This window comes from Streptomyces brevispora, assembly GCF_007829885.1.
Classification (GTDB): domain Bacteria; phylum Actinomycetota; class Actinomycetes; order Streptomycetales; family Streptomycetaceae; genus Streptomyces; species Streptomyces brevispora.
On sequence record NZ_VIWW01000001.1, the window covers coordinates 2,076,432 to 2,096,468 of the forward strand.

12 protein-coding genes and 3 rRNA genes are annotated in these 20,037 nt (G+C 65.6%); 5 read left to right on the forward strand and 10 right to left on the reverse strand.

All coding sequences use genetic code 11. The annotated features are described in order from the left end of the window. Positions 1–19: 19 nt before the first annotated feature. The 7 genes from FHX80_RS09560 to mtnA all read right to left on the reverse strand — a co-directional run bounded on the left by FHX80_RS09560 (position 20) and on the right by mtnA (position 8,584). Positions 20–775: a response regulator gene (locus FHX80_RS09560; RefSeq protein WP_145763813.1), complete on the reverse strand. Its 756-nt coding sequence runs from the start codon at positions 773–775 to the stop codon at positions 20–22. 186 nt (positions 776–961) lie between these two features. Then, complete coding sequence (gene hpf / locus FHX80_RS09565; protein ID WP_145763814.1) at positions 962–1,651, reverse strand: ribosome hibernation-promoting factor, HPF/YfiA family; 690 nt, start codon at positions 1,649–1,651, stop codon at positions 962–964. A 321-nt stretch (positions 1,652–1,972) separates the two neighbouring features. Then, entirely contained in the window at positions 1,973–2,701 is a 729-nt protein-coding gene (locus FHX80_RS09575) for a ComF family protein (protein ID WP_145763816.1), read from the reverse strand. Between the two features lie 156 nt (positions 2,702–2,857). Further along, positions 2,858–4,726: an LpqB family beta-propeller domain-containing protein gene (locus FHX80_RS09580; protein WP_483025189.1), complete on the reverse strand. Its 1,869-nt coding sequence runs from the start codon at positions 4,724–4,726 to the stop codon at positions 2,858–2,860. Then, positions 4,716–6,743 (reverse strand): MtrAB system histidine kinase MtrB, encoded by a 2,028-nt coding sequence (gene mtrB, locus FHX80_RS09585; RefSeq protein WP_208764612.1) that lies wholly within the window; start codon positions 6,741–6,743, stop codon positions 4,716–4,718. The genes FHX80_RS09580 and mtrB overlap by 11 nt, the downstream gene beginning before the upstream one ends. Before the next feature lies 1 nt (position 6,744). Further along, positions 6,745–7,434 carry a two-component system response regulator MtrA gene (gene mtrA, locus FHX80_RS09590; protein WP_005316841.1) on the reverse strand — a complete coding sequence of 230 codons (690 nt, stop codon included), beginning with the start codon at positions 7,432–7,434 and terminating at the stop codon, positions 6,745–6,747. 4 nt (positions 7,435–7,438) lie between these two features. After that, positions 7,439–8,584, reverse strand: a complete 1,146-nt coding sequence (gene mtnA, locus FHX80_RS09595) for an S-methyl-5-thioribose-1-phosphate isomerase (RefSeq protein ID WP_145763817.1) — start codon at positions 8,582–8,584, stop codon at positions 7,439–7,441. A 140-nt stretch (positions 8,585–8,724) separates the two neighbouring features. On the opposite strand from mtnA, the gene FHX80_RS09600 reads away from it, so the two are divergent. From FHX80_RS09600 to FHX80_RS09620, 5 genes are read left to right on the forward strand one after another with little or no spacing between them, the layout of a single operon-like run. Next, the gene (locus tag FHX80_RS09600) at positions 8,725–9,918 is read left to right on the forward strand and encodes a DUF7847 domain-containing protein (protein WP_145763818.1); all 1,194 of its coding nucleotides are present in this window, start codon (positions 8,725–8,727) and stop codon (positions 9,916–9,918) included. A 4-nt stretch (positions 9,919–9,922) separates the two neighbouring features. Beyond that, positions 9,923–10,612, forward strand: a complete 690-nt coding sequence (locus FHX80_RS09605; protein ID WP_244318190.1) for a DUF4129 domain-containing protein — start codon at positions 9,923–9,925, stop codon at positions 10,610–10,612. Next, the gene (locus tag FHX80_RS09610) at positions 10,609–11,835 is read left to right on the forward strand and encodes a DUF4350 domain-containing protein (protein WP_145763819.1); all 1,227 of its coding nucleotides are present in this window, start codon (positions 10,609–10,611) and stop codon (positions 11,833–11,835) included. The genes FHX80_RS09605 and FHX80_RS09610 overlap by 4 nt, the downstream gene beginning before the upstream one ends. Continuing rightward, positions 11,832–12,833: an AAA family ATPase gene (locus tag FHX80_RS09615; RefSeq protein ID WP_145763820.1), complete on the forward strand. Its 1,002-nt coding sequence runs from the start codon at positions 11,832–11,834 to the stop codon at positions 12,831–12,833. Before FHX80_RS09610 ends, FHX80_RS09615 begins: the two co-directional genes overlap by 4 nt. 11 nt (positions 12,834–12,844) lie before the next feature. Next, complete coding sequence (locus FHX80_RS09620) at positions 12,845–14,155, forward strand: DUF58 domain-containing protein (RefSeq protein WP_145763821.1); 1,311 nt, start codon at positions 12,845–12,847, stop codon at positions 14,153–14,155. Between the two features lie 139 nt (positions 14,156–14,294). On the opposite strand, the gene rrf is transcribed toward FHX80_RS09620, so the two are convergent. The 3 genes from rrf to FHX80_RS09635 all read right to left on the reverse strand — a co-directional run bounded on the left by rrf (position 14,295) and on the right by FHX80_RS09635 (position 19,441). Further along, positions 14,295–14,411 (reverse strand): 5S ribosomal RNA (gene rrf / locus FHX80_RS09625). A gap of 79 nt (positions 14,412–14,490) precedes the next feature. After that, positions 14,491–17,615 (reverse strand): 23S ribosomal RNA (locus FHX80_RS09630). 300 nt (positions 17,616–17,915) lie between these two features. After that, positions 17,916–19,441, reverse strand: a 16S ribosomal RNA gene (locus tag FHX80_RS09635). Together the 16S, 23S and 5S rRNA genes form the textbook arrangement of a ribosomal RNA operon. Positions 19,442–20,037 lie beyond the last annotated feature (596 nt).

Sequence of the window (20,037 nt, forward strand, 5' to 3'; positions counted from 1 at the left end):
TATACCCGGCCGCGCCGCGTCATCTGATCTCGAGGATCTTCTCCCGCATGGCGTAGACCACGGCTTCCATCCGGGAGTGCAACTGGAGCTTCTCCAGAATGTTGCGGACGTGGTTCTTCACGGTGTTCTCGGAAATGAAGAGTTCCTTCGCGATATCGCGATTGTTCATGCCCGTTGCAACCAGTTTGAGGACTTCGAGCTCACGCTCGGTGAGCCGGGGCGCCGGCACCAGCCGTCGTTCGTCGGTCCGCTGAATCATGGACTTGAACTCGGTGAGCAGTTTGGACGCCATGGACGGACTGATCTGGGACTGTCCGTCGGCGACCGCGCGAATCGCGGTGGCGACCTCGTCCGTGGAGATCTCCTTGAGGAGATAGCCGGTGGCGCCCGCCTTGATGGCGTCGTAGAGGTCGGCCTCCTCATCGCTGATCGTCAACATGATGATCTTCGCGCTGGGAGCCACCTCCTTGATGGAGGTGCAGGCCTCGATACCTCCGCGTTTGGGCATCCGTACATCCATGAGCACGATGTCGGGCAGCAGATCGGCCGCCTTGTCGACCGCCTCCGCCCCGTCCCCCGCCTCGCCGACGACCTGGATGTCCTCCTCCTGCGCGAGGACGATCTCCAGTCCTCTGCGGAAGAGGGCGTGGTCGTCGACCACGAGCACCCGGATCGGTTCCCTGCGGGAACCACTGTCCTCAGCCACTGCGGTATGGGCACCGGCAGCAGCATCGGCATTATTCGCATCGCGCACGGGCCCGAAGGTATCCGCCATCGTTCCTCCCCCTGAAGGCCATGGCCTGAAGTTCACAAACTGTCCGCCAACGGCAGTTCGCAGAGCACCGATTGGCTTGGATCGCCATGATTTCATGCCTGGACGTCAGAGCGGTGATCCAGCGGTCGCGCGCGGGTGCCCCTGGGGGCGCACAGGGCGCTCCAGGGGCACCACGGAGCGGTGGCGTCAGCCGCCGAGCGCGCCGCCCGCGCCGCCCGCCTCATCAGCGGCCAGCGGGTCGGTCCTCAGGTGGATGACACCGTAGTCATAGGCGTGCCGCCGGTAGACGACACTGGGTTCCTTCGTCTCGGAGTCAACGAACAGATAGAAGTCGTGTCCGACCAGTTCCATCTCGTAGAGCGCCTGGTCCAGCGACATGGGTGCCGCGACGTGCGTCTTCTCGCGCATCACCAGCGGACCTTCGCCCTGTACCTCGAGCGAACCGATCATGGTGGTGGGTGCGGGCTTGGTCACTTCGTCGGCGACCAGCACGCCGTCGCCGTTGAACGACGCCGCGTCCGGCACCACCTCGGCGACTTCGGCAGCAGGGATACGGCCCGTGCCGCGGCGGCTGTAGCGCTTGTCGTGCTGCTTGCGCAGCCTGGCCTCCAGCTTGCCGGTGGCCAGGTCCAGCGCTGCGTACGGGTCGCCTGCGGCCGCTTCCGCCCTGATGACCGGCCCACGCGAGCGGAGCGTGATCTCCACCCGGTCGGAACGGTCGGCCTGACGGGGATTCGGCTCCTTGGACACCTCCACGTCGAGGCTGATCACCTTGCCGTCGAACTTCTGGATCTTGTCCAGCTTCAGCTTCTCGGCCACGTGCTTGCGGAACCGCTCGGGCACCTCGGTCTTGCGGCCCTTGACGACGATGTCCACGCAGAACTCCGTTCCCGGATCGCTCCGCTCAGTGGCGGAGCATCTCCCTTTTGCACCAGGCTCCGGTGATCGCCGGAGCCGCGGACTCGGTGGCTTCCACCTCCTCCTCCCCCGTCGGCGAGGTCTCACCCCACCGAATTCCCGGATTCTTGACTGCCGGTGGGTCACCTGCCCGAAACCTGGTGGTGCATTCGCCGAGGCCTGGCATTCACCATTCCTCACAACCGAACATAGCCTGCTCGGCCACCTGTCGGCACCTGCTACTCGCACGTACCTCCGTTCAGGTCTATTTACCCACTCACCACCTGCAACGATGCAAGTTCACTTCCAGTTCCGGTTTATTTCGAAGGAGGACGGAGATACTGCGACAACGGCCGCCTGTCGCACCCCGGGTCGAGGGCTGTCCGGCCCGTCGACCGCGTCGATCGCCCGTGCCGCCTCGGCCAGCGAGGCACCCGTCGTGAGCAGGTCGTCCACCAGCACCACCCGTCCGGCACCCAGCAGCCGTCCACCCCCGGCCACCACCTCCAGCGCCCCCGCCAGATTCGCCCGGCGGTCCCCGGCTCCGAGCCCCGACTGGTCGGCCACCGGACGTCGCTGCCGCAGCACCGCGGCCACCCGGACCGGGGTGCCGGTGCGGCGCAGTTGCGCCGCTGCCGCCAGCGCGATCCGGCGGGTCGGATCATGTCCTCGCGCCGCCACGGCCCGCCGCGCCGACGGTACGGGTACGAGCAGCAGCGGTCCCGGATCGGACAACGACCCCGCCCCGGCCCTCACAGCCCCCGCCAGCGCTTTGCCGAGCGCCCCGGCGAGGCCGAGTGCACCCCGCTCCTTGTGGGCCAGCAGCAGCGCCCGTACCGCGTTCTCGTAGCCGGCGGCGGCATGCACCACGGGCAGACCGGCCGGCTCCGGCACAGGTCGGACCCGGCGCGGCGCCCCGCCGTGGAGCTGTGCGCCGCACTCCTCGCACAGCTCGGTCCGCGGTCTGCCGCAGCCTCCACAGGCCACCGGCAGGACCAGTCCGGCGATCTCCCGCCACCACCCGCGCATGGCTCCACTGTGCCCCCGGCCGGGCCGCCGGACCACCCCTGTGGACAACCGCCCGGACACAGACGACACGGTCAGGTACGGGCAGAAACCGGTCAGGTACGGGCGGGTTCTGGCAGGCGCGAGCGGGTTCAGGCGGGTTCGGTCAGGTATCGGGTGTCAGCCCGGGTAGACCAGCGCCGAGCCCTCCTTGAGAACCGTCTGCCAGTTGTCACCGGGCAGCAGCTTCACTATTCCGTCGCCCTGCGTGTCCGCCATCAGCGGCAACTGCTCGTCGTCCGCCGCGGCGATCGCCAGCACCTGGTTCACCCCTGGCAGCACACCCGAGGAAGGTGTCGAGCCGTCCGCCTGCACATAGCGGACCTGCTGCACGCCGCCCTGCTCCTTGCCGACCACCACGAGGCGGCTCCCGCCCGACCACGACATCGCGGTCACATCCGCGAGCTGCGGCGCGGCCTGCCGCAAGTCCACCACGGATACCCGTTGCTTGTCCTGCGGTCCCTGCCGCTCGATCCGGCCGATCTTCAGCGTCGTATGGCCCTCGCTCGTCAGCAGCAGCGCGATGCGCACCCCGTCCGACGACAGCCGCAGCGCCTCGATCCGGCTGCCGTCCAGACTCGGCACGGTGACCTCCTGCGGCTTGCCGGCCCCACCGGCCAGCCGCAGCAGCCTGGGTCTGTCGGGGTCCCGGTCGGCAACCCAGAGGTCGCCCCGGCCGTCCCAGCTGGGCGCCGTCAGCCGGTCCTTGGAACTGCCGGCCCTACTCGTCACCGCCGGGGGCGGCAGCTGGCCGTCCGCGGTGACGGAGGCCACGTAGAGCGCGTCGCCGTGCTCCGAGAGCGCCGCGGCCAACTGCTCGTCCCGGGCCACGCCGACCGCACTCAACCGCGCCGCACCCGTACCGAACGGCCCGGCCACCGGCTCCGGTTCCCCACTGCCCTTGGTGCTCCCCGGAATGCGCTGCACGTGCCTCTTGGCATCGACGAAGTACTGGCTTTCGGACCCGCCCGACGAACCGTCGGGGGCGTACTCCTCGGCCTGATCCGATCCGAGCACGCACAACGGCGAACCGTCCGAGCGCTGCAGCTCCACCTGCTCGACCCGAGCCGACGTCAGGTCCCGGAGGGTGAAGAGCAGCTGCGAGGCCATCATCCGGCAGGAGCGCTGCCCGGCCCCGTCCGCCTTCTTGTTGAGCGGGACCTTCAGCACGTTGCGGTCGTCGGGCGTCAGCGAGGTGACGTCCTTCCGCAGTCCCGTACCCGCGGGAAAACGTGATGTGACCACCGGACGCAGCCAGTCGGTCGGGCCCCTCAAGAGACTGCGGACCGCCTGTGTGACGGTGTCCATCCCGGTGACGGGGTCCGTCCGGTTACGGATGTAGACGGGGTCGGCGACCAGTGTGGACTCCGCCTCGGACCGCCCGGTCGCGAAGTAGAACTTGTTGACGGAACGGTAGAGCCGCTTGAAGTCCGACTGCCCGAGCACCAGGCCGTCCGGCACGATGTCGATGCGCCACTCCTTGCCGTCCGGCCCCTTCTGCCGCACCAGATGGAGGGTGCGGGAGTAATCCGTCGGAGCCAGCGGCTGGTACGCGCTCTGCTCGTCGACCGTCGCGACCTTCTCGCCGGACAGGGTGTAGCTGACCTCGGTGGTACTGCGGTCGCTCTCGTGGACCGGCCGGTCGCTCCGGTTCGGCGCCTTGGCCAGCACAGTGGTGAGCGCACTCGGATTCCAGCCGTTCGACGCCTCCTGCGTGAGGTACTTGCGCGTCGTCCGAAAATCGGAGTCATCGCTGGTCATCGACTCCAGGAAACCGTCGACCACCTCGTTCGGAGTGGCACCGTCACGCGGCGCGACCGCGTACACCTGCACCTGGGAGTCACCGGGCTGCGAGGCGTCCACGGCCTTGACATCCCCGGTGACGGGCATCGAGCCGCACGCGGTCAGCAACAGGGCGCCGCATCCCAGCAGTACGATCAGCCCCGCCGCACCACGTCCACGGCCGCCCTGACGGGGGTCAGTGCCCACGAGTCGTGTCCTCCCGCCCCGGATCCTGCCCCGGAGAGTCGTTGTCGCCGGGCCGCTCCTCGGCGGGCCGCGGCACCACTCGTGCGCCGCTGCCCGGCAGCGCCGCCGGATGCACCGAGACCGGTGCAGTCCGGGCAGCCGCGGGGACGCGAGCCGGTACCGGCAGCGGTGAGCGGTCGGTACCGGCCGGCTGCGAGGGCACCGCCATCAGCCGGTGCTCACCTCCTGCGGCCGGCGCGGGGGCGGCCGCGGCCCGCTCCCGGTTCTCCCGGTTACGCCGTGAGTCCTCGGGCTCCAGCGGTATCGGCGAACCACGCAGCGGCTCGTCCGCCGTACGCGGCAGCGTCAGACGGAACTGCGAGCCACCGCCGGGCTCGCCCCAGGCCTGCAGCCAGCCGCCGTGCAGCCGGGCGTCCTCGACGGCGATGGACAGCCCCAGACCGGTGCCACCGGTCGTCCGGGCGCGGGCCGGGTCGGCCCGCCAGAAACGGTTGAACACCCGGGTCGCCTCGCCGGGCTTCAGCCCCACGCCGTAGTCCCGGACGGCCACCGCGACCGCTCCACCGGCCACCCCCATCCGCACCACGACCTCGCGGCCCTCACCGTGCTCGACGGCGTTGACGACCAGGTTGCGCAGAACCCTTTCGACGCGTCGCGCATCGGCCTCCGCGATCACCGGCTGCTCGTCACCGACCACCCGGATCCGGGTTCCCTTGCGCTCGGCCAGCGGCTCGGCACCGCCGATCACCCGCCGCACGACTTGCCTCAGATCTATCGGTTCGGCCTCCAGCGCCGCGGCTCCCGCGTCGAACCGGCTGATCTCCAGCAGATCGGAGAGCAGCGACTCGAACCGGTCGAGCTGATCACCGAGCAGTTCCGCGGAGCGAGCCGTGACGGGATCGAAGTCGACGCGCGCCTCATGGATGACATCGGCGGCCATCCGTACCGTCGTCAGCGGTGTCCGCAGCTCGTGCGAGACATCCGAGACGAACCGCCGCTGCATCCGCGAGAGCTCCTCCAACTGCTGGATCTTCAGTTGAAGGTTCTGCGCCATCTTGTTGAAGGCCTCACCGAGCCGGGCGATGTCGTCCTCGCCGGTGACCTTCATCCGCTCCTGGAGCCGGCCGGCGGAGAGCCGTTCGGCGATCCCGGCCGCCATGCGGACGGGTGTGACGACCTGGCGCACCACGAACCAGGCGATGGCCCCGAGCAGCACGACCACGAACAGACCCGCGGTGGCCAGCGTGCCCTTGACCAGGGTCAGGGACTTCTCCTCCTGCGTCAGCGGGAAGACGTAGTACAGCTGGTAGGGGTTGCGATCGATGTCGTACAGCCGCTTGCCCACGACGAGACCGGGCTGCGAATCCTGCCCGTTCGCGTAGCGGATCAGGGAGTACGTCTGGAACGCTCCCGGCCCCTTGTTCACGGACTCGCGGAGGCTCTGCGGAATACTCGCGGCCTCGACGCTGCCCGAGCCGCGGGGCGCGCGGGAGCCCTCGTCGGCGCTGAGCGCCACCACGTTGAAGGCGTTCTTCCCGCCACTGGCGAGCTGGTCCACGAGCTCGGTCCGCCAGGAGTTGTTGGCCGTCGTGCCGTCCGCGGAGTCGCCGCCCTGCCCCGTGGGGGTGATCGGCGCGTTCGCCTTCTCCTGGGCAGCGGCGAATCCGCCTGCGGCCTGTGTCTGGGCGGCCTTGCCCTTCGCGTCCAGCAGGCCGTTGCGCACCTGCCCGATCACGACCAGGCCGAGCAGCAGCACCACACCGAGCGACATCAGCAGCGTGCCCGCGACGACCCGCAACTGAAGATTACGCCGCCACAGCCGCACCGCGGGCAGCAGCGGACGCCGCACCCAGCGCATCAGCAATCGCGGCACCGGCCCGCCGGGCGCCCGGTTCTGGAACATCCGGCCGCCCCGAAGAAAACGCCCGACGGGAGACGACGTATGCCCTGAGCCGGCAGCCCGCTCCGCACGGACTCCCGGCTCCCCGGGCCTCGGAGCAGCGCTACCCAGGGACATGTCAGCTCGGTCCGGCCTTGTAACCGACACCTCGGACGGTCACCACGATCTCCGGCCGCTCCGGGTCCTTCTCGACCTTGGAGCGGAGGCGCTGAACATGCACGTTCACCAGCCGGGTGTCGGCGGCATGGCGATATCCCCACACCTGCTCGAGCAGTACCTCACGGGTGAAGACCTGCCACGGCTTACGAGCGAGCGCGACCAGCAGGTCGAACTCCAACGGGGTCAGGGCAATGGACTGCCCGTCCCGCTTCACCGAGTGCCCGGCCACATCTATGACCAGATCGCCGATGGTCAACTGCTCCGGCGCCGGCTCCTCGGACCTCCGCAAACGTGCCCTGATCCGGGCAACCAACTCCTTAGGTTTGAACGGCTTGACGATGTAGTCGTCGGCCCCGGACTCCAGGCCCACCACCACGTCAACCGTGTCGCTCTTGGCAGTGAGCATGACGATCGGCACACCGGACTCGGCCCTGATCAGCCTGCAGACCTCGATGCCGTCCCTACCGGGCAGCATGAGATCCAGCAGAACCAGGTCCGGCTTTGCCTCACGAAATGCAGCAAGTGCCTTGTCGCCGTCCGCTACGAACGACGGCTCGAACCCCTCACCACGCAGCACAATGCCGAGCATCTCGGCCAGTGCGGTGTCGTCGTCGACGACAAGGACGCGTCCCTTCATAAACGACATCATCCCATTAGCTAATCGTTATCTGCGATGATCTGGCACACAGCTCTGCCAGTCCGACCCCTGTGACCGGGGAGATTACGCCCTCCTCCGTGACGATCGCCGTGACCAACTCCGGCGGCGTGATGTCGAAGGCGGGGTTGTACGCCTGGGTTCCCAGCGGTGCCACGGGCACGCCGCCCCTTTCTCGGCCGGCTACCCCGACCTGCGGAAATGTGACCTCCGTCACTTCCCGTCCGGGTCTCTGCTCCACTGTGATCGACGCCCCGTCCACGGTGTCCAGATCCACGGTCGTGGTCGGGGCCACCACGATGAACGGTACGTGGTGATACTTCGCAAGCACCGCCAGCGGATAGCTCCCCACCTTGTTGGCCACGGATCCGTCCGCAGCGATGCGGTCCGCCCCGATGAGCACGGCGTCCACCTCCCCCGCGGCGAACAACGACCCCGCGGCGTTGTCCGTGAGCAGGCTGTACGGCATGCCGTTGCGAGCCGCCTCGTACGCGGTCAGCCTGGCGCCCTGGAGCAGCGGACGGGTCTCGTCCACCCACAGCCGCCTCAGCCGGCCTGCCCGGTGCGCCCCGAGCGCCACCGCGAAGGCCGTGCCCTCGCCTCCCGAGACGAGCGCCCCGGTATTGCAGTGGGTCAGCAGCTGATGCCCGCCATCGGGAAGCAGCTCGTCCAGCAGCGCGAGCCCGAACCGCGCCATACGCCCACTGGCCACGGCGTCCTCCCGGTGCAGGGCCCTGGCCTCTGCCAGCGCCTCTGCCGCAGCCAGCCCCGGATCCGCCCCCTTCTCGACCGCCTCCCGATAAGCCCCGGCGGCCCTCCGCACGCCGTAGCCGAGGTTCACCGCGGTGGGCCGCGCCTGCTCCAGCAGCCCTGCCGCCACCCCCACGTCCTGGCCCCGGACAGCGGCGAGAGCCACGCCATAAGCCCCCGCGATACCCAGCAGCGGCGCTCCCCGTACCGCCAGAGTCCGGATCGCCTCCACCAGCGCGGGGACATCGGCACACACCAGCTCCGCCTCTTCCGCAGGCAATCGCGTCTGGTCGAGAAGCACCAGCACGGGACCTTCCGGAGGCTCGTCCCAGCGAAGTACGGGAAGCGCCGAGGGGGCGGTGCCCACCGGCGGTTGCGCGTCCTGATCAGCCATCCGCCCAGTCTGCCCGGTGAGCCGCCCACAAATGAAGGGACGAAGGAGATAGAGCGCCAGGCCCGGACTGGTGCAACGCGTGGCACGATGGCTGCCAACCTGACGCCCCGATGAGCGGACAGGACCGTTAAGGAGCGAGAATGAACGACACTCCGGGCTGGGCCTCGCCCGGATCTGCCCCCTCCGACGGCCAGGAGACGGGCATCCCCCGTCCTTCCGAGCCTGTCGACAGCAGCGGACCTGCGGGGAACTGGTCTTCCAGGCAGCCGCCCGCAGGGCAGTGGTCCCCGCCGAGCAGTTCCGGTACCGGTCCCGGCGCGCCGCCACCTGCCCCGGGGTGGGGCGGACGCCCCCAGGGACCCGGCTGGGCCGGCCGCCCGCATGCGGCAAAACCAGGTGTCATCCCGCTCCGGCCGCTGGGCGTCGGCGAGATCCTGGACGGCACCGTATCCACCATGCGCGCCCACTGGCGCACGGTCCTCGGCATCACGCTCACCGTCGCCGTGATCGCCCAGACCGCGATCATCCTCGTACAGCGTTACCTGCTGCCCGATCCCCCGCCGGTCGACGCGAACGCCACGGGCCCGGAGGCCCTGCGACAGACAGCCGACTCGCTCCAGTACAACCTGATGAACAGCGCCCCGCCTCTGCTCATCACGATGTTCGCCACAATCTTCACCACAGCGGTGCTGACCGTGGTGATCAGCCGCTCGGTGCTCGGCCGCCCCGTCACACTCTCCGACGCGTGGGCCGAGGCCCGGCCCCGGCTGCTCCCGCTGCTGGGCCTGACACTTCTGCTGGCCGTCATGGCCGCGGCCGTCATGACCGCCGGCCTCCTCCCGGGCCTCCTGCTCGGCGACACGGCAGGTGTCGGGCTCGCCTTCCTCGGGCTTCTCGCCGCGTGCGTCGTACTGGTCTGGCTGATGATCCGCTTCTGCCTCGCCTCCCCGGCGCTGATGCTGGAGCGGCAGTCGATCACCGCCTCGATGCGACGCTCCGTCAAACTGGTCCGCGGCGCATGGTGGCGGACCTTCGGCATCCTGGTGCTCACCTCGCTGCTGACGTTCATCGTGACCCTGATGATCGGCATCCCGTTCGGCACCATCGCCCTGTTCGTGGACGACGGCGGACTGAACGCCCTCCTCACCGATGGCGCCACCAGTTTCGGCTGGCCGTTCCTGATCATCGGCGACGTGGTCATCGCAACGATCACCTATCCGCTCTCCGCAGGTGTCATGGCACTGCTGTACGTGGACCAGCGCATCCGACGCGAGGCACTCGACCTCGACCTCGCCAGGGCAGCAGGCCTGCCGGGCTACGACAACGGGAGCTGACACCGTGTCGGGGGTGGGTGCCACAGCGGCAGCACAGCTGCTGGTCCGAGCGAGCGGCGACATACCCGTGGACACCCCGCGGGTGCCAGCCCGCGAGGCGGCGCGGCATGAACTGTCCAAACCGATGTACCACGAGAACGACCCGAACCTCCTCCAGCGTGCCCTCGACCACCTGTGGGAATGGATCGGCGATCTCCTCTCGTTCGCCTCGGGCGCCGCCCCCGGCGGTCCGGCCGGACTGGCCGTACTCGCGCTGATCGTCCTCGCTCTGGCAGCCGCTCTCCGGTGGCGGCTGGGTACCCCGCAACGCAGCCTCAGGCCACCGGACGCCCTCTTCGAGAACGGTCCCCGCAGTGCTGCGGAACACCGCACAGCAGCCGAGTCCCACGCTGCCGCCGACCGCTGGAACCAGGCGCTACAGGAACGGATGCGCGCCATCGTCCGCTCCCTCGAAGAGCGCGCCCTGCTGGACCCGCGCCCCGGCCGCACGGCCGATGAAGCCGCCACGGAAGCCGGCCGCCCGCTCCCCGCACATGCCGCCCGACTGCGGGCGGCGGCCCGGCAGTTCGACGACGTCACATACGGTGGCCGCACCGCCGGCCAACAGGCGTACCTGACCGTGCTCGCCCTGGACCTGGAGCTCGAGACCACCAAACCCCAGCTGACCGGCACCCTCCAGGGGGCTGCTGAATGACCGTGGTCACCGCCCCCTCCTCCTCGGCCTCCCCCACTCCCCGTCAGGTCTGGATCCGCATACGCGGACTGCTGCTCGCCGTCCTCGTGCTCGTCGCCGTCGGAGTCACTCTGGCAGCCACCCACTCCGGCGATCGGCACGGACGCCTCGACCCACGGTCCGCGGACCGCTACGGCAGCCGAGCCGTCGCCGAACTCCTCAAGGACCGTGGCGTCTCCGTCCGTGTCGTCACCACACTCCAGGCCGCCACATCCGCGGCGGGCCCTGACACCACGCTGCTCGTCGCCGCCCCCAATCTGCTGACGCCGGACCAGCAGCGCACCCTCCGCACGGCGACCACCGGCGTCGCCGGCCGGACCGTGCTCCTCGCTGCGGGACCTCCCTCCGTGGGCAGGCTTGCCCCCGGTGTCCGAGCAGAGTCCTCCGTCCCGGTAGTCACACGCGCCCCTCGGTGCTCCTTGGACGCGGCCCGGCTGGCCGGCGACATCGAGACGGGCGGCTTCCGCTACGCCTCGGACAGCCTCGACGCGCTCGCCTGCTACCCGGCCGACGGCCTTCCCTCTCTGCTGCTCATCCGGCAGCAGGCAGCGGGTGACACCGTCCTTCTCGGCTCCCCCGACATCCTCTACAACGACCGTCTGGACAATCAGGGCAACGCCTCGCTGGCCCTTCAACTCCTCGGTTCCCACCCGCATCTGGTCTGGTACCTCCCCTCATTTGCTGACAGCTCCGCCACGAACAGCAGCGAAGGCAATGACGGCAGTCCGAATGGCAACAGCACGGGCGGCGAGAGCAGCTTCATCGACCTGATCCCCTCGGGCTGGCTGTGGGGCACCCTGCAACTCGCACTCGCCGCCGTACTCACCGCGGTCTGGCGAGCACGCCGCCTGGGCCCCGTAATCGCGGAACGGCTACCCGTGGCCATTCGCGCCTCCGAGTCCACCGAGGGCCGCGCCCGCCTCCACCGCAAGGCCAACGCCCGCGACCGGGCCGCCGCCTCACTGCGCCACGCCGCGCGCGCCCGTATCGCCCCCCTCGTCGGCGTCTCCCCGCAGGACGCCCACTCCCCCGCAACACTCCTGCCTGCCGTGTCCACACGCCTCAGCGCGACCGCCGGCGGCCTCCACGAGCTGATCTTCGGCCCGGCTCCCTCCGACGACGCCGCACTCGTCCTTCTGGCAGACCGACTCGACACCCTCGAAAGGGAGGTTCGTACCTCATGACCGCCCCGCCCCCAGTTCCCGCCGGGACAACCGAGCCCATCAGGAGCGACAACACCGCCCGCGCCTCCCTGGAGGCTCTGCGCTCCGAGATCGCCAAGGCCGTGGTCGGGCAGGACCCCGCGGTCACCGGTCTTGTCGTCGCGCTGCTCTGCCGAGGTCACGTCCTGCTCGAAGGCGTCCCGGGTGTGGCCAAGACCCTGTTGGTCCGGGCTCTTGCGGCATCACTCGAACTCGATACCAAGCGCGTCCAGTTCACCCCCGACCTGATGCCCAGCGACGTCACCGGGTCCCTCGTCTACGACGCCCGCACCGCTGAGTTCTCCTTCCAGCCGGGACCTGTCTTCACCAACCTCCTGCTCGCTGACGAGATCAACCGAACGCCCCCCAAAACGCAGTCCTCCCTCCTGGAGGCCATGGAGGAGCGCCAGGTCACTGTCGACGGAACCCCCCGTCTCCTCCCCGACCCCTTCCTCGTCGCAGCCACCCAGAACCCGGTGGAGTACGAGGGCACGTACCCGCTTCCCGAAGCCCAGTTGGACCGCTTCCTCCTCAAGCTGACGGTGCCCCTCCCGTCCCGCGAGGACGAGATCGGCGTCCTGACCCGTCACGCCGACGGGTTCAACCCCCGCGATCTCAAGGCTGCGGGCATACGGCCGGTCGCAGGGCCGGCCGATCTGGAGGCCGCTCGCACCGCTGTCGCCAGGACCAGCGTCTCCCCCGAGATCGCCGGATACGTCGTAGATATCTGTCGTGCCACGCGTGATTCCCCCTCGCTCTCCCTCGGGGTCTCGCCCCGCGGTGCCACTGCTCTCCTCTCCACAGCCCCGGCCTGGGCCTGGCTCACGGGCCGCGACTATGTCATTCCCGACGACGTCAAAGCCCTGGCCCTCCCCACTCTCCGGCATCGTCTCCAGCTGCGGCCCGAGGCGGAGATGGAAGGAGTCACCCCCGACTCCGTCATCGCCGCAGTTCTCGCCCAAGTCCCCGTACCCCGATGAGGCGGTGAATTGTGGCCCTCACCGGACGCACCGCGCTGCTCGCCGCTCTGGGGTCACTCCCCGTAGGCATCCTGGCCCCGAGCTGGACGGGCATGCTCGCGGTCAATGCCCCGCTGTCTCTAGCAATTCTGTGCGACTACGCCCTGGCTGCGCCAGTGCGCCCGCTCCAGTTCACCCGATCTGGTGATACAACCGTTCGACTCGGTGACGGCGCGGAAGTGCAACTCACCGTAATCAATCCTTCCCGCCGCCGCCTGAGGGCACACCTCCGTGACGCCTGGCCTCCCAGCAGTTGGCAGACCGGCACGGAACAGTCCGCGTCCCGCCACAAACTGACGATCCCGCCCGGTGAACGCCGCCGCATCACCACTTTTCTGCGTCCCACCCGACGTGGTGACCGACGGGCCGAGCAGGTCACCGTCCGCTCGTACGGCCCGCTGGGGCTCGCGGCACGCCAGGGCAATCATCAAGTTCCTTGGACGGTCCGGGTCCTGCTGCCTTTCGCCAGTCGCAAGTACTTGCCGTCCCGCCTCACCAGACTTCGCGAACTCGACGGTCGCACAAGCGTCCTGACCCGCGGCGAGGGTACGGAGTTCGACAATATTCGTGCTTATGTGCCCGGCGACGACACCCGCTCGATCGACTGGCGGGCCACCGCCCGTCAGTCCGCTGTCGCTGTACGCACGTGGCGTCCGGAGCGCGACCGTCACATACTCATCGTCCTCGACACGGGACGTACGTCGGCGGGGCGGGTCGGTGATGTCCCTCGTCTCGACGCGGCAATGGACGCGGCTCTGCTCCTGACCGCTCTCGCCACCCGGGCCGGCGACCGGGTGGATCTGCTCGCCTACGACCGCCACGTTCGCGCCCGCGTTCAGCGCCGGGCAGCCGGGGAAGTCCTGGCGGCCATGGTCGATGCGATGGCACCGCTCGAACCGGAGCTCGTGGAGACGGATGCACGAGGTCTCTGTGCCGCGGCTCTCGCGAACGCTCCTCGTCGTTCCTTGATCGTGCTTCTGACCAGTCTCGACGCGGCCCCCGTCGAGGAGGGGCTGCTGCCTGTCCTGTCCCGCCTCATCCAGCGGCACACAGTACTGCTGGCGGCCGTCAGCGACCCGCATATCGAGGAGATGGCCGGCGCGAGAGGCACAGTGGACGCGGTCTATGAAGCTGCTGCCGGTGCCCAGGCCAAGGCTCGGCGACGGCGAACGGCGGACCAGCTCCAGCGCCGCGGCGTGGTTGTCGTCGATGCCACTCCCGACACCCTCGCGCCGGCCCTCGCCGACGCCTACCTGGCTCTCAAGGCGGCAGGTCGTCTGTAGCGGGCTTCGGTCACACATTTCCGGATCAGCGGGCACGCCAGGAAGGACGTGACCCGCTCGGATCCGTTCGGACTCGTTCTGGTCCGGAACGCAGAAAAGCCCCGTGCCACAAGGGCACGGGGCTTAACTATCAAAAGGAGTTCGGCGGCGTCCTACTCTCCCACAGGGTCCCCCCTGCAGTACCATCGGCGCTGAAAGGCTTAGCTTCCGGGTTCGGAATGTAACCGGGCGTTTCCCTAACGCAATGACCACCGAAACACTATGAAATTAACCAACACCGGAACAAAACACGGCCGTTCGTTATTTCAGAACTAACACAGTGGACGCGAGCAACTGAGGACAAGCCCTCGGCCTATTAGTACCAGTCAGCTCCACCCGTTACCGGGCTTCCACATCTGGCCTATCAACCCAGTCGTCTACTGGGAGCCTTAACCCTTCAAGAGGGTGGGAATACTCATCTCGAAGCAGGCTTCCCGCTTAGATGCTTTCAGCGGTTATCCTTTCCGAACGTAGCCAACCAGCCATGCCCTTGGCAGGACAACTGGCACACCAGAGGTTCGTCCGTCCCGGTCCTCTCGTACTAGGGACAGCCCTTCTCAATATTCCTACGCGCACAGCGGATAGGGACCGAACTGTCTCACGACGTTCTAAACCCAGCTCGCGTACCGCTTTAATGGGCGAACAGCCCAACCCTTGGGACCGACTCCAGCCCCAGGATGCGACGAGCCGACATCGAGGTGCCAAACCATCCCGTCGATATGGACTCTTGGGGAAGATCAGCCTGTTATCCCCGGGGTACCTTTTATCCGTTGAGCGACAGCGCTTCCACAAGCCACTGCCGGATCACTAGTCCCGACTTTCGTCCCTGCTCGACCCGTCGGTCTCACAGTCAAGCTCCCTTGTGCACTTACACTCAACACCTGATTGCCAACCAGGCTGAGGGAACCTTTGGGCGCCTCCGTTACTCTTTAGGAGGCAACCGCCCCAGTTAAACTACCCATCAGACACTGTCCCTGATCCGGATCACGGACCCAGGTTAGACATCCAGCACGACCAGAGTGGTATTTCAACGACGACTCCACAACCACTGGCGTGGCCGCTTCAAAGTCTCCCACCTATCCTACACAAGCCGAACCGAACACCAATATCAAACTATAGTAAAGGTCCCGGGGTCTTTCCGTCCTGCTGCGCGAAACGAGCATCTTTACTCGTAGTGCAATTTCACCGGGCCTATGGTTGAGACAGTCGAGAAGTCGTTACGCCATTCGTGCAGGTCGGAACTTACCCGACAAGGAATTTCGCTACCTTAGGATGGTTATAGTTACCACCGCCGTTTACTGGCGCTTAAGTTCTCAGCTTCGCCGACCCGAAAGTCAGCTAACCGGTCCCCTTAACGTTCCAGCACCGGGCAGGCGTCAGTCCGTATACATCGCCTTACGGCTTCGCACGGACCTGTGTTTTTAGTAAACAGTCGCTTCTCGCTGGTCTCTGCGGCCACCCCCAGCTCACCGAGTAAATCGGATCACCAGTGATGGCCCCCCTTCTCCCGAAGTTACGGGGGCATTTTGCCGAGTTCCTTAACCATAGTTCACCCGAACGCCTCGGTATTCTCTACCTGACCACCTGAGTCGGTTTAGGGTACGGGCCGCCATGAAACTCGCTAGAGGCTTTTCTCGACAGCATAGGATCATCCACTTCACCACAATCGGCTCGGCATCAGGTCTCAGCCTTAATGTGTGACGGATTTACCTACCACACGGCCTACACCCTTACCCCGGGACTACCACCGCCCGGGCTGGACTACCTTCCTGCGTCACCCCATCGCTTACCTAATACAAGTCTGGTTCGTCGGCTCCACCACTACCCTCAACTCCGAAGAGATCGGGCCGGCTTCACGGACTTAGCATCGCCTGATTCAGTATTGGGCGTTTCAAAGCGGGTACCGGAATATCAACCGGTTGTCCATCGACTACGCCTGTCGGCCTCGCCTTAGGTCCCGACTTACCCTGGGCAGATCAGCTTGACCCAGGAACCCTTAGTCAATCGGCGCACACGTTTCTCACGTGTGTATCGCTACTCATGCCTGCATTCTCACTCGTGAACCGTCCACAACTCGCTTCCGCGGCTGCTTCACCCGGCACACGAAGCTCCCCTACCCATCCACACAGGCGTTGGCCCTATATGTGTGAATGACACGACTTCGGCGGTACGCTTGAGCCCCGCTACATTGTCGGCGCGGAATCACTTGACCAGTGAGCTATTACGCACTCTTTCAAGGGTGGCTGCTTCTAAGCCAACCTCCTGGTTGTCTCTGCGACTCCACATCCTTTCCCACTTAGCGTACGCTTAGGGGCCTTAGTCGATGCTCTGGGCTGTTTCCCTCTCGACCATGGAGCTTATCCCCCACAGTCTCACTGCCGTGCTCTCACTTACCGGCATTCGGAGTTTGGCTAAGGTCAGTAACCCGGTAGGGCCCATCGCCTATCCAGTGCTCTACCTCCGGCAAGAAACACACGACGCTGCACCTAAATGCATTTCGGGGAGAACCAGCTATCACGGAGTTTGATTGGCCTTTCACCCCTAACCACAGGTCATCCCCCAGGTTTTCAACCCTGGTGGGTTCGGTCCTCCACGAAGTCTTACCTCCGCTTCAACCTGCCCATGGCTAGATCACTCCGCTTCGGGTCTTGAGCGCGCTACTAAATCGCCCTGTTCGGACTCGCTTTCGCTACGGCTTCCCCACACGGGTTAACCTCGCAACACACCGCAAACTCGCAGGCTCATTCTTCAAAAGGCACGCAGTCACGACTGCATGTGCAAGCACACACAGCGACGCTCCCACGGCTTGTAGGCACACGGTTTCAGGTACTATTTCACTCCGCTCCCGCGGTACTTTTCACCATTCCCTCACGGTACTATCCGCTATCGGTCACCAGGGAATATTTAGGCTTAACGGGTGGTCCCGCCAGATTCACACGGGATTTCTCGGGCCCCGTGCTACTTGGGTGTCTCTTAAACGAGCCGTTGATGTTTCAGCTACGGGGGTCTTACCCTCTACGCCGGACCTTTCGCATGTCCTTCGCCTACATCAACGGTTTCTGACTCGTCTCACAGCCGGCAGACCGTGAAAAAGAGATCCCACAACCCCGCATGCGCAACCCCTGCCGGGTATCACACGCATACGGTTTGGCCTGATCCAGTTTCGCTCGCCACTACTCCCGGAATCACGGTTGTTTTCTCTTCCTGAGGGTACTGAGATGTTTCACTTCCCCTCGTTCCCTCCACACTGCCTATGTGTTCAGCAGTGGGTGACAGCCCATGACGACTGCCGGGTTTCCCCATTCGGACACCCCCGGATCAAAGCTTGGTTGACAGCTCCCCGGGGCCTATCGTGGCCTCCCACGTCCTTCATCGGTTCCTGGTGCCAAGGCATCCACCGTGCGCCCTTAAAAACTTGGCCACAGATGCTCGCGTCCACTGTGCAGTTCTCAAACAACGACCAGCCACCCACCACCCCACCCTTACCGGGCGAGTTCACTGGGGCCGGCAACCGAAGGACGACCAATGACGGCCGTACCTTCAGATACCCAACAGCGTGCCCGACCCGACCGATCACTTCCCACATTCCACGCCGAAGCAGTACTAGTGAAAAACAACCTGTCGTGCCGAATAGTCAACGTTCCACCCATGAGCTGACCACCGTCGATCATTTGCCGACGTAGTGGCTCTGGATTCCTTGCGGAATCTAGATGCTCCTTAGAAAGGAGGTGATCCAGCCGCACCTTCCGGTACGGCTACCTTGTTACGACTTCGTCCCAATCGCCAGTCCCACCTTCGACAGCTCCCTCCCACAAGGGGTTGGGCCACCGGCTTCGGGTGTTACCGACTTTCGTGACGTGACGGGCGGTGTGTACAAGGCCCGGGAACGTATTCACCGCAGCAATGCTGATCTGCGATTACTAGCAACTCCGACTTCATGGGGTCGAGTTGCAGACCCCAATCCGAACTGAGACCGGCTTTTTGAGATTCGCTCCGCCTCGCGGCATCGCAGCTCATTGTACCGGCCATTGTAGCACGTGTGCAGCCCAAGACATAAGGGGCATGATGACTTGACGTCGTCCCCACCTTCCTCCGAGTTGACCCCGGCAGTCTCCTGTGAGTCCCCATCACCCCGAAGGGCATGCTGGCAACACAGAACAAGGGTTGCGCTCGTTGCGGGACTTAACCCAACATCTCACGACACGAGCTGACGACAGCCATGCACCACCTGTATACCGACCACAAGGGGGGCACCATCTCTGATGCTTTCCGGTATATGTCAAGCCTTGGTAAGGTTCTTCGCGTTGCGTCGAATTAAGCCACATGCTCCGCTGCTTGTGCGGGCCCCCGTCAATTCCTTTGAGTTTTAGCCTTGCGGCCGTACTCCCCAGGCGGGGAACTTAATGCGTTAGCTGCGGCACCGACGACGTGGAATGTCGCCAACACCTAGTTCCCAACGTTTACGGCGTGGACTACCAGGGTATCTAATCCTGTTCGCTCCCCACGCTTTCGCTCCTCAGCGTCAGTAATGGCCCAGAGATCCGCCTTCGCCACCGGTGTTCCTCCTGATATCTGCGCATTTCACCGCTACACCAGGAATTCCGATCTCCCCTACCACACTCTAGCCTGCCCGTATCGACTGCAGACCCGGGGTTAAGCCCCGGGCTTTCACAACCGACGCAACAAGCCGCCTACGAGCTCTTTACGCCCAATAATTCCGGACAACGCTTGCGCCCTACGTATTACCGCGGCTGCTGGCACGTAGTTAGCCGGCGCTTCTTCTGCAGGTACCGTCACTTTCGCTTCTTCCCTGCTGAAAGAGGTTTACAACCCGAAGGCCGTCATCCCTCACGCGGCGTCGCTGCATCAGGCTTTCGCCCATTGTGCAATATTCCCCACTGCTGCCTCCCGTAGGAGTCTGGGCCGTGTCTCAGTCCCAGTGTGGCCGGTCGCCCTCTCAGGCCGGCTACCCGTCGTCGCCTTGGTAGGCCATTACCCCACCAACTAGCTGATAGGCCGCGGGCTCATCCTTCACCGCCGGAGCTTTTAACCTTCCCCCATGAGAGGGAAAGTATTATCCGGTATTAGACCCCGTTTCCAGGGCTTGTCCCAGAGTGAAGGGCAGATTGCCCACGTGTTACTCACCCGTTCGCCACTAATCCACCCCGAAGGGCTTCATCGTTCGACTTGCATGTGTTAAGCACGCCGCCAGCGTTCGTCCTGAGCCAGGATCAAACTCTCCGTGAATGTTTTCCCGTAATCGGGATGACACCACGAGAGCGGAACAATCAAGTCGGAATAAGACCGATCGTCCACTGTGTCCTCGCTATGTGCATTGCCTGCCAGACCCGTAAGGAATCTGCCAGGACTTTCAAAGGAACCTCGAACCTGCCGAAGCAGGTCGGGGTATCAACATATCTGGCGTTGACTTTTGGCACGCTGTTGAGTTCTCAAGGAACGGACGCTTCCTTTGTACTCACCGCAGAACATTTTCTGCGGCTTTCCTCCGGGCGCTTCCCTTCGGTCTTGCGTTTCCGACTCTATCAGACTCTTTCGCGTCCGATTCCCGGTCGAAGCGGGTTTCGCATTTTCGCTTTCCAGTTCTTCGCTTTCGCGTTTCCCTTTCCGGCGGTTCCAACTTTACCAGACTCGATTTCGTTCCGTTTCCGGTTCGAATTTGAATTCCGGTGGCCGTTGAAGTGGCCTTGCCTTTCGGCTGACTCGACTTTATCAGAAACAGTTCGGCCGAACTAATCGGCTTCCTGATCCGGAGAGTGGGAATCAATGGCTCTGCGGAAATTCAATTTCCGGTGAGAGCGAGGTAACGCTAAACGTTGGGCCCG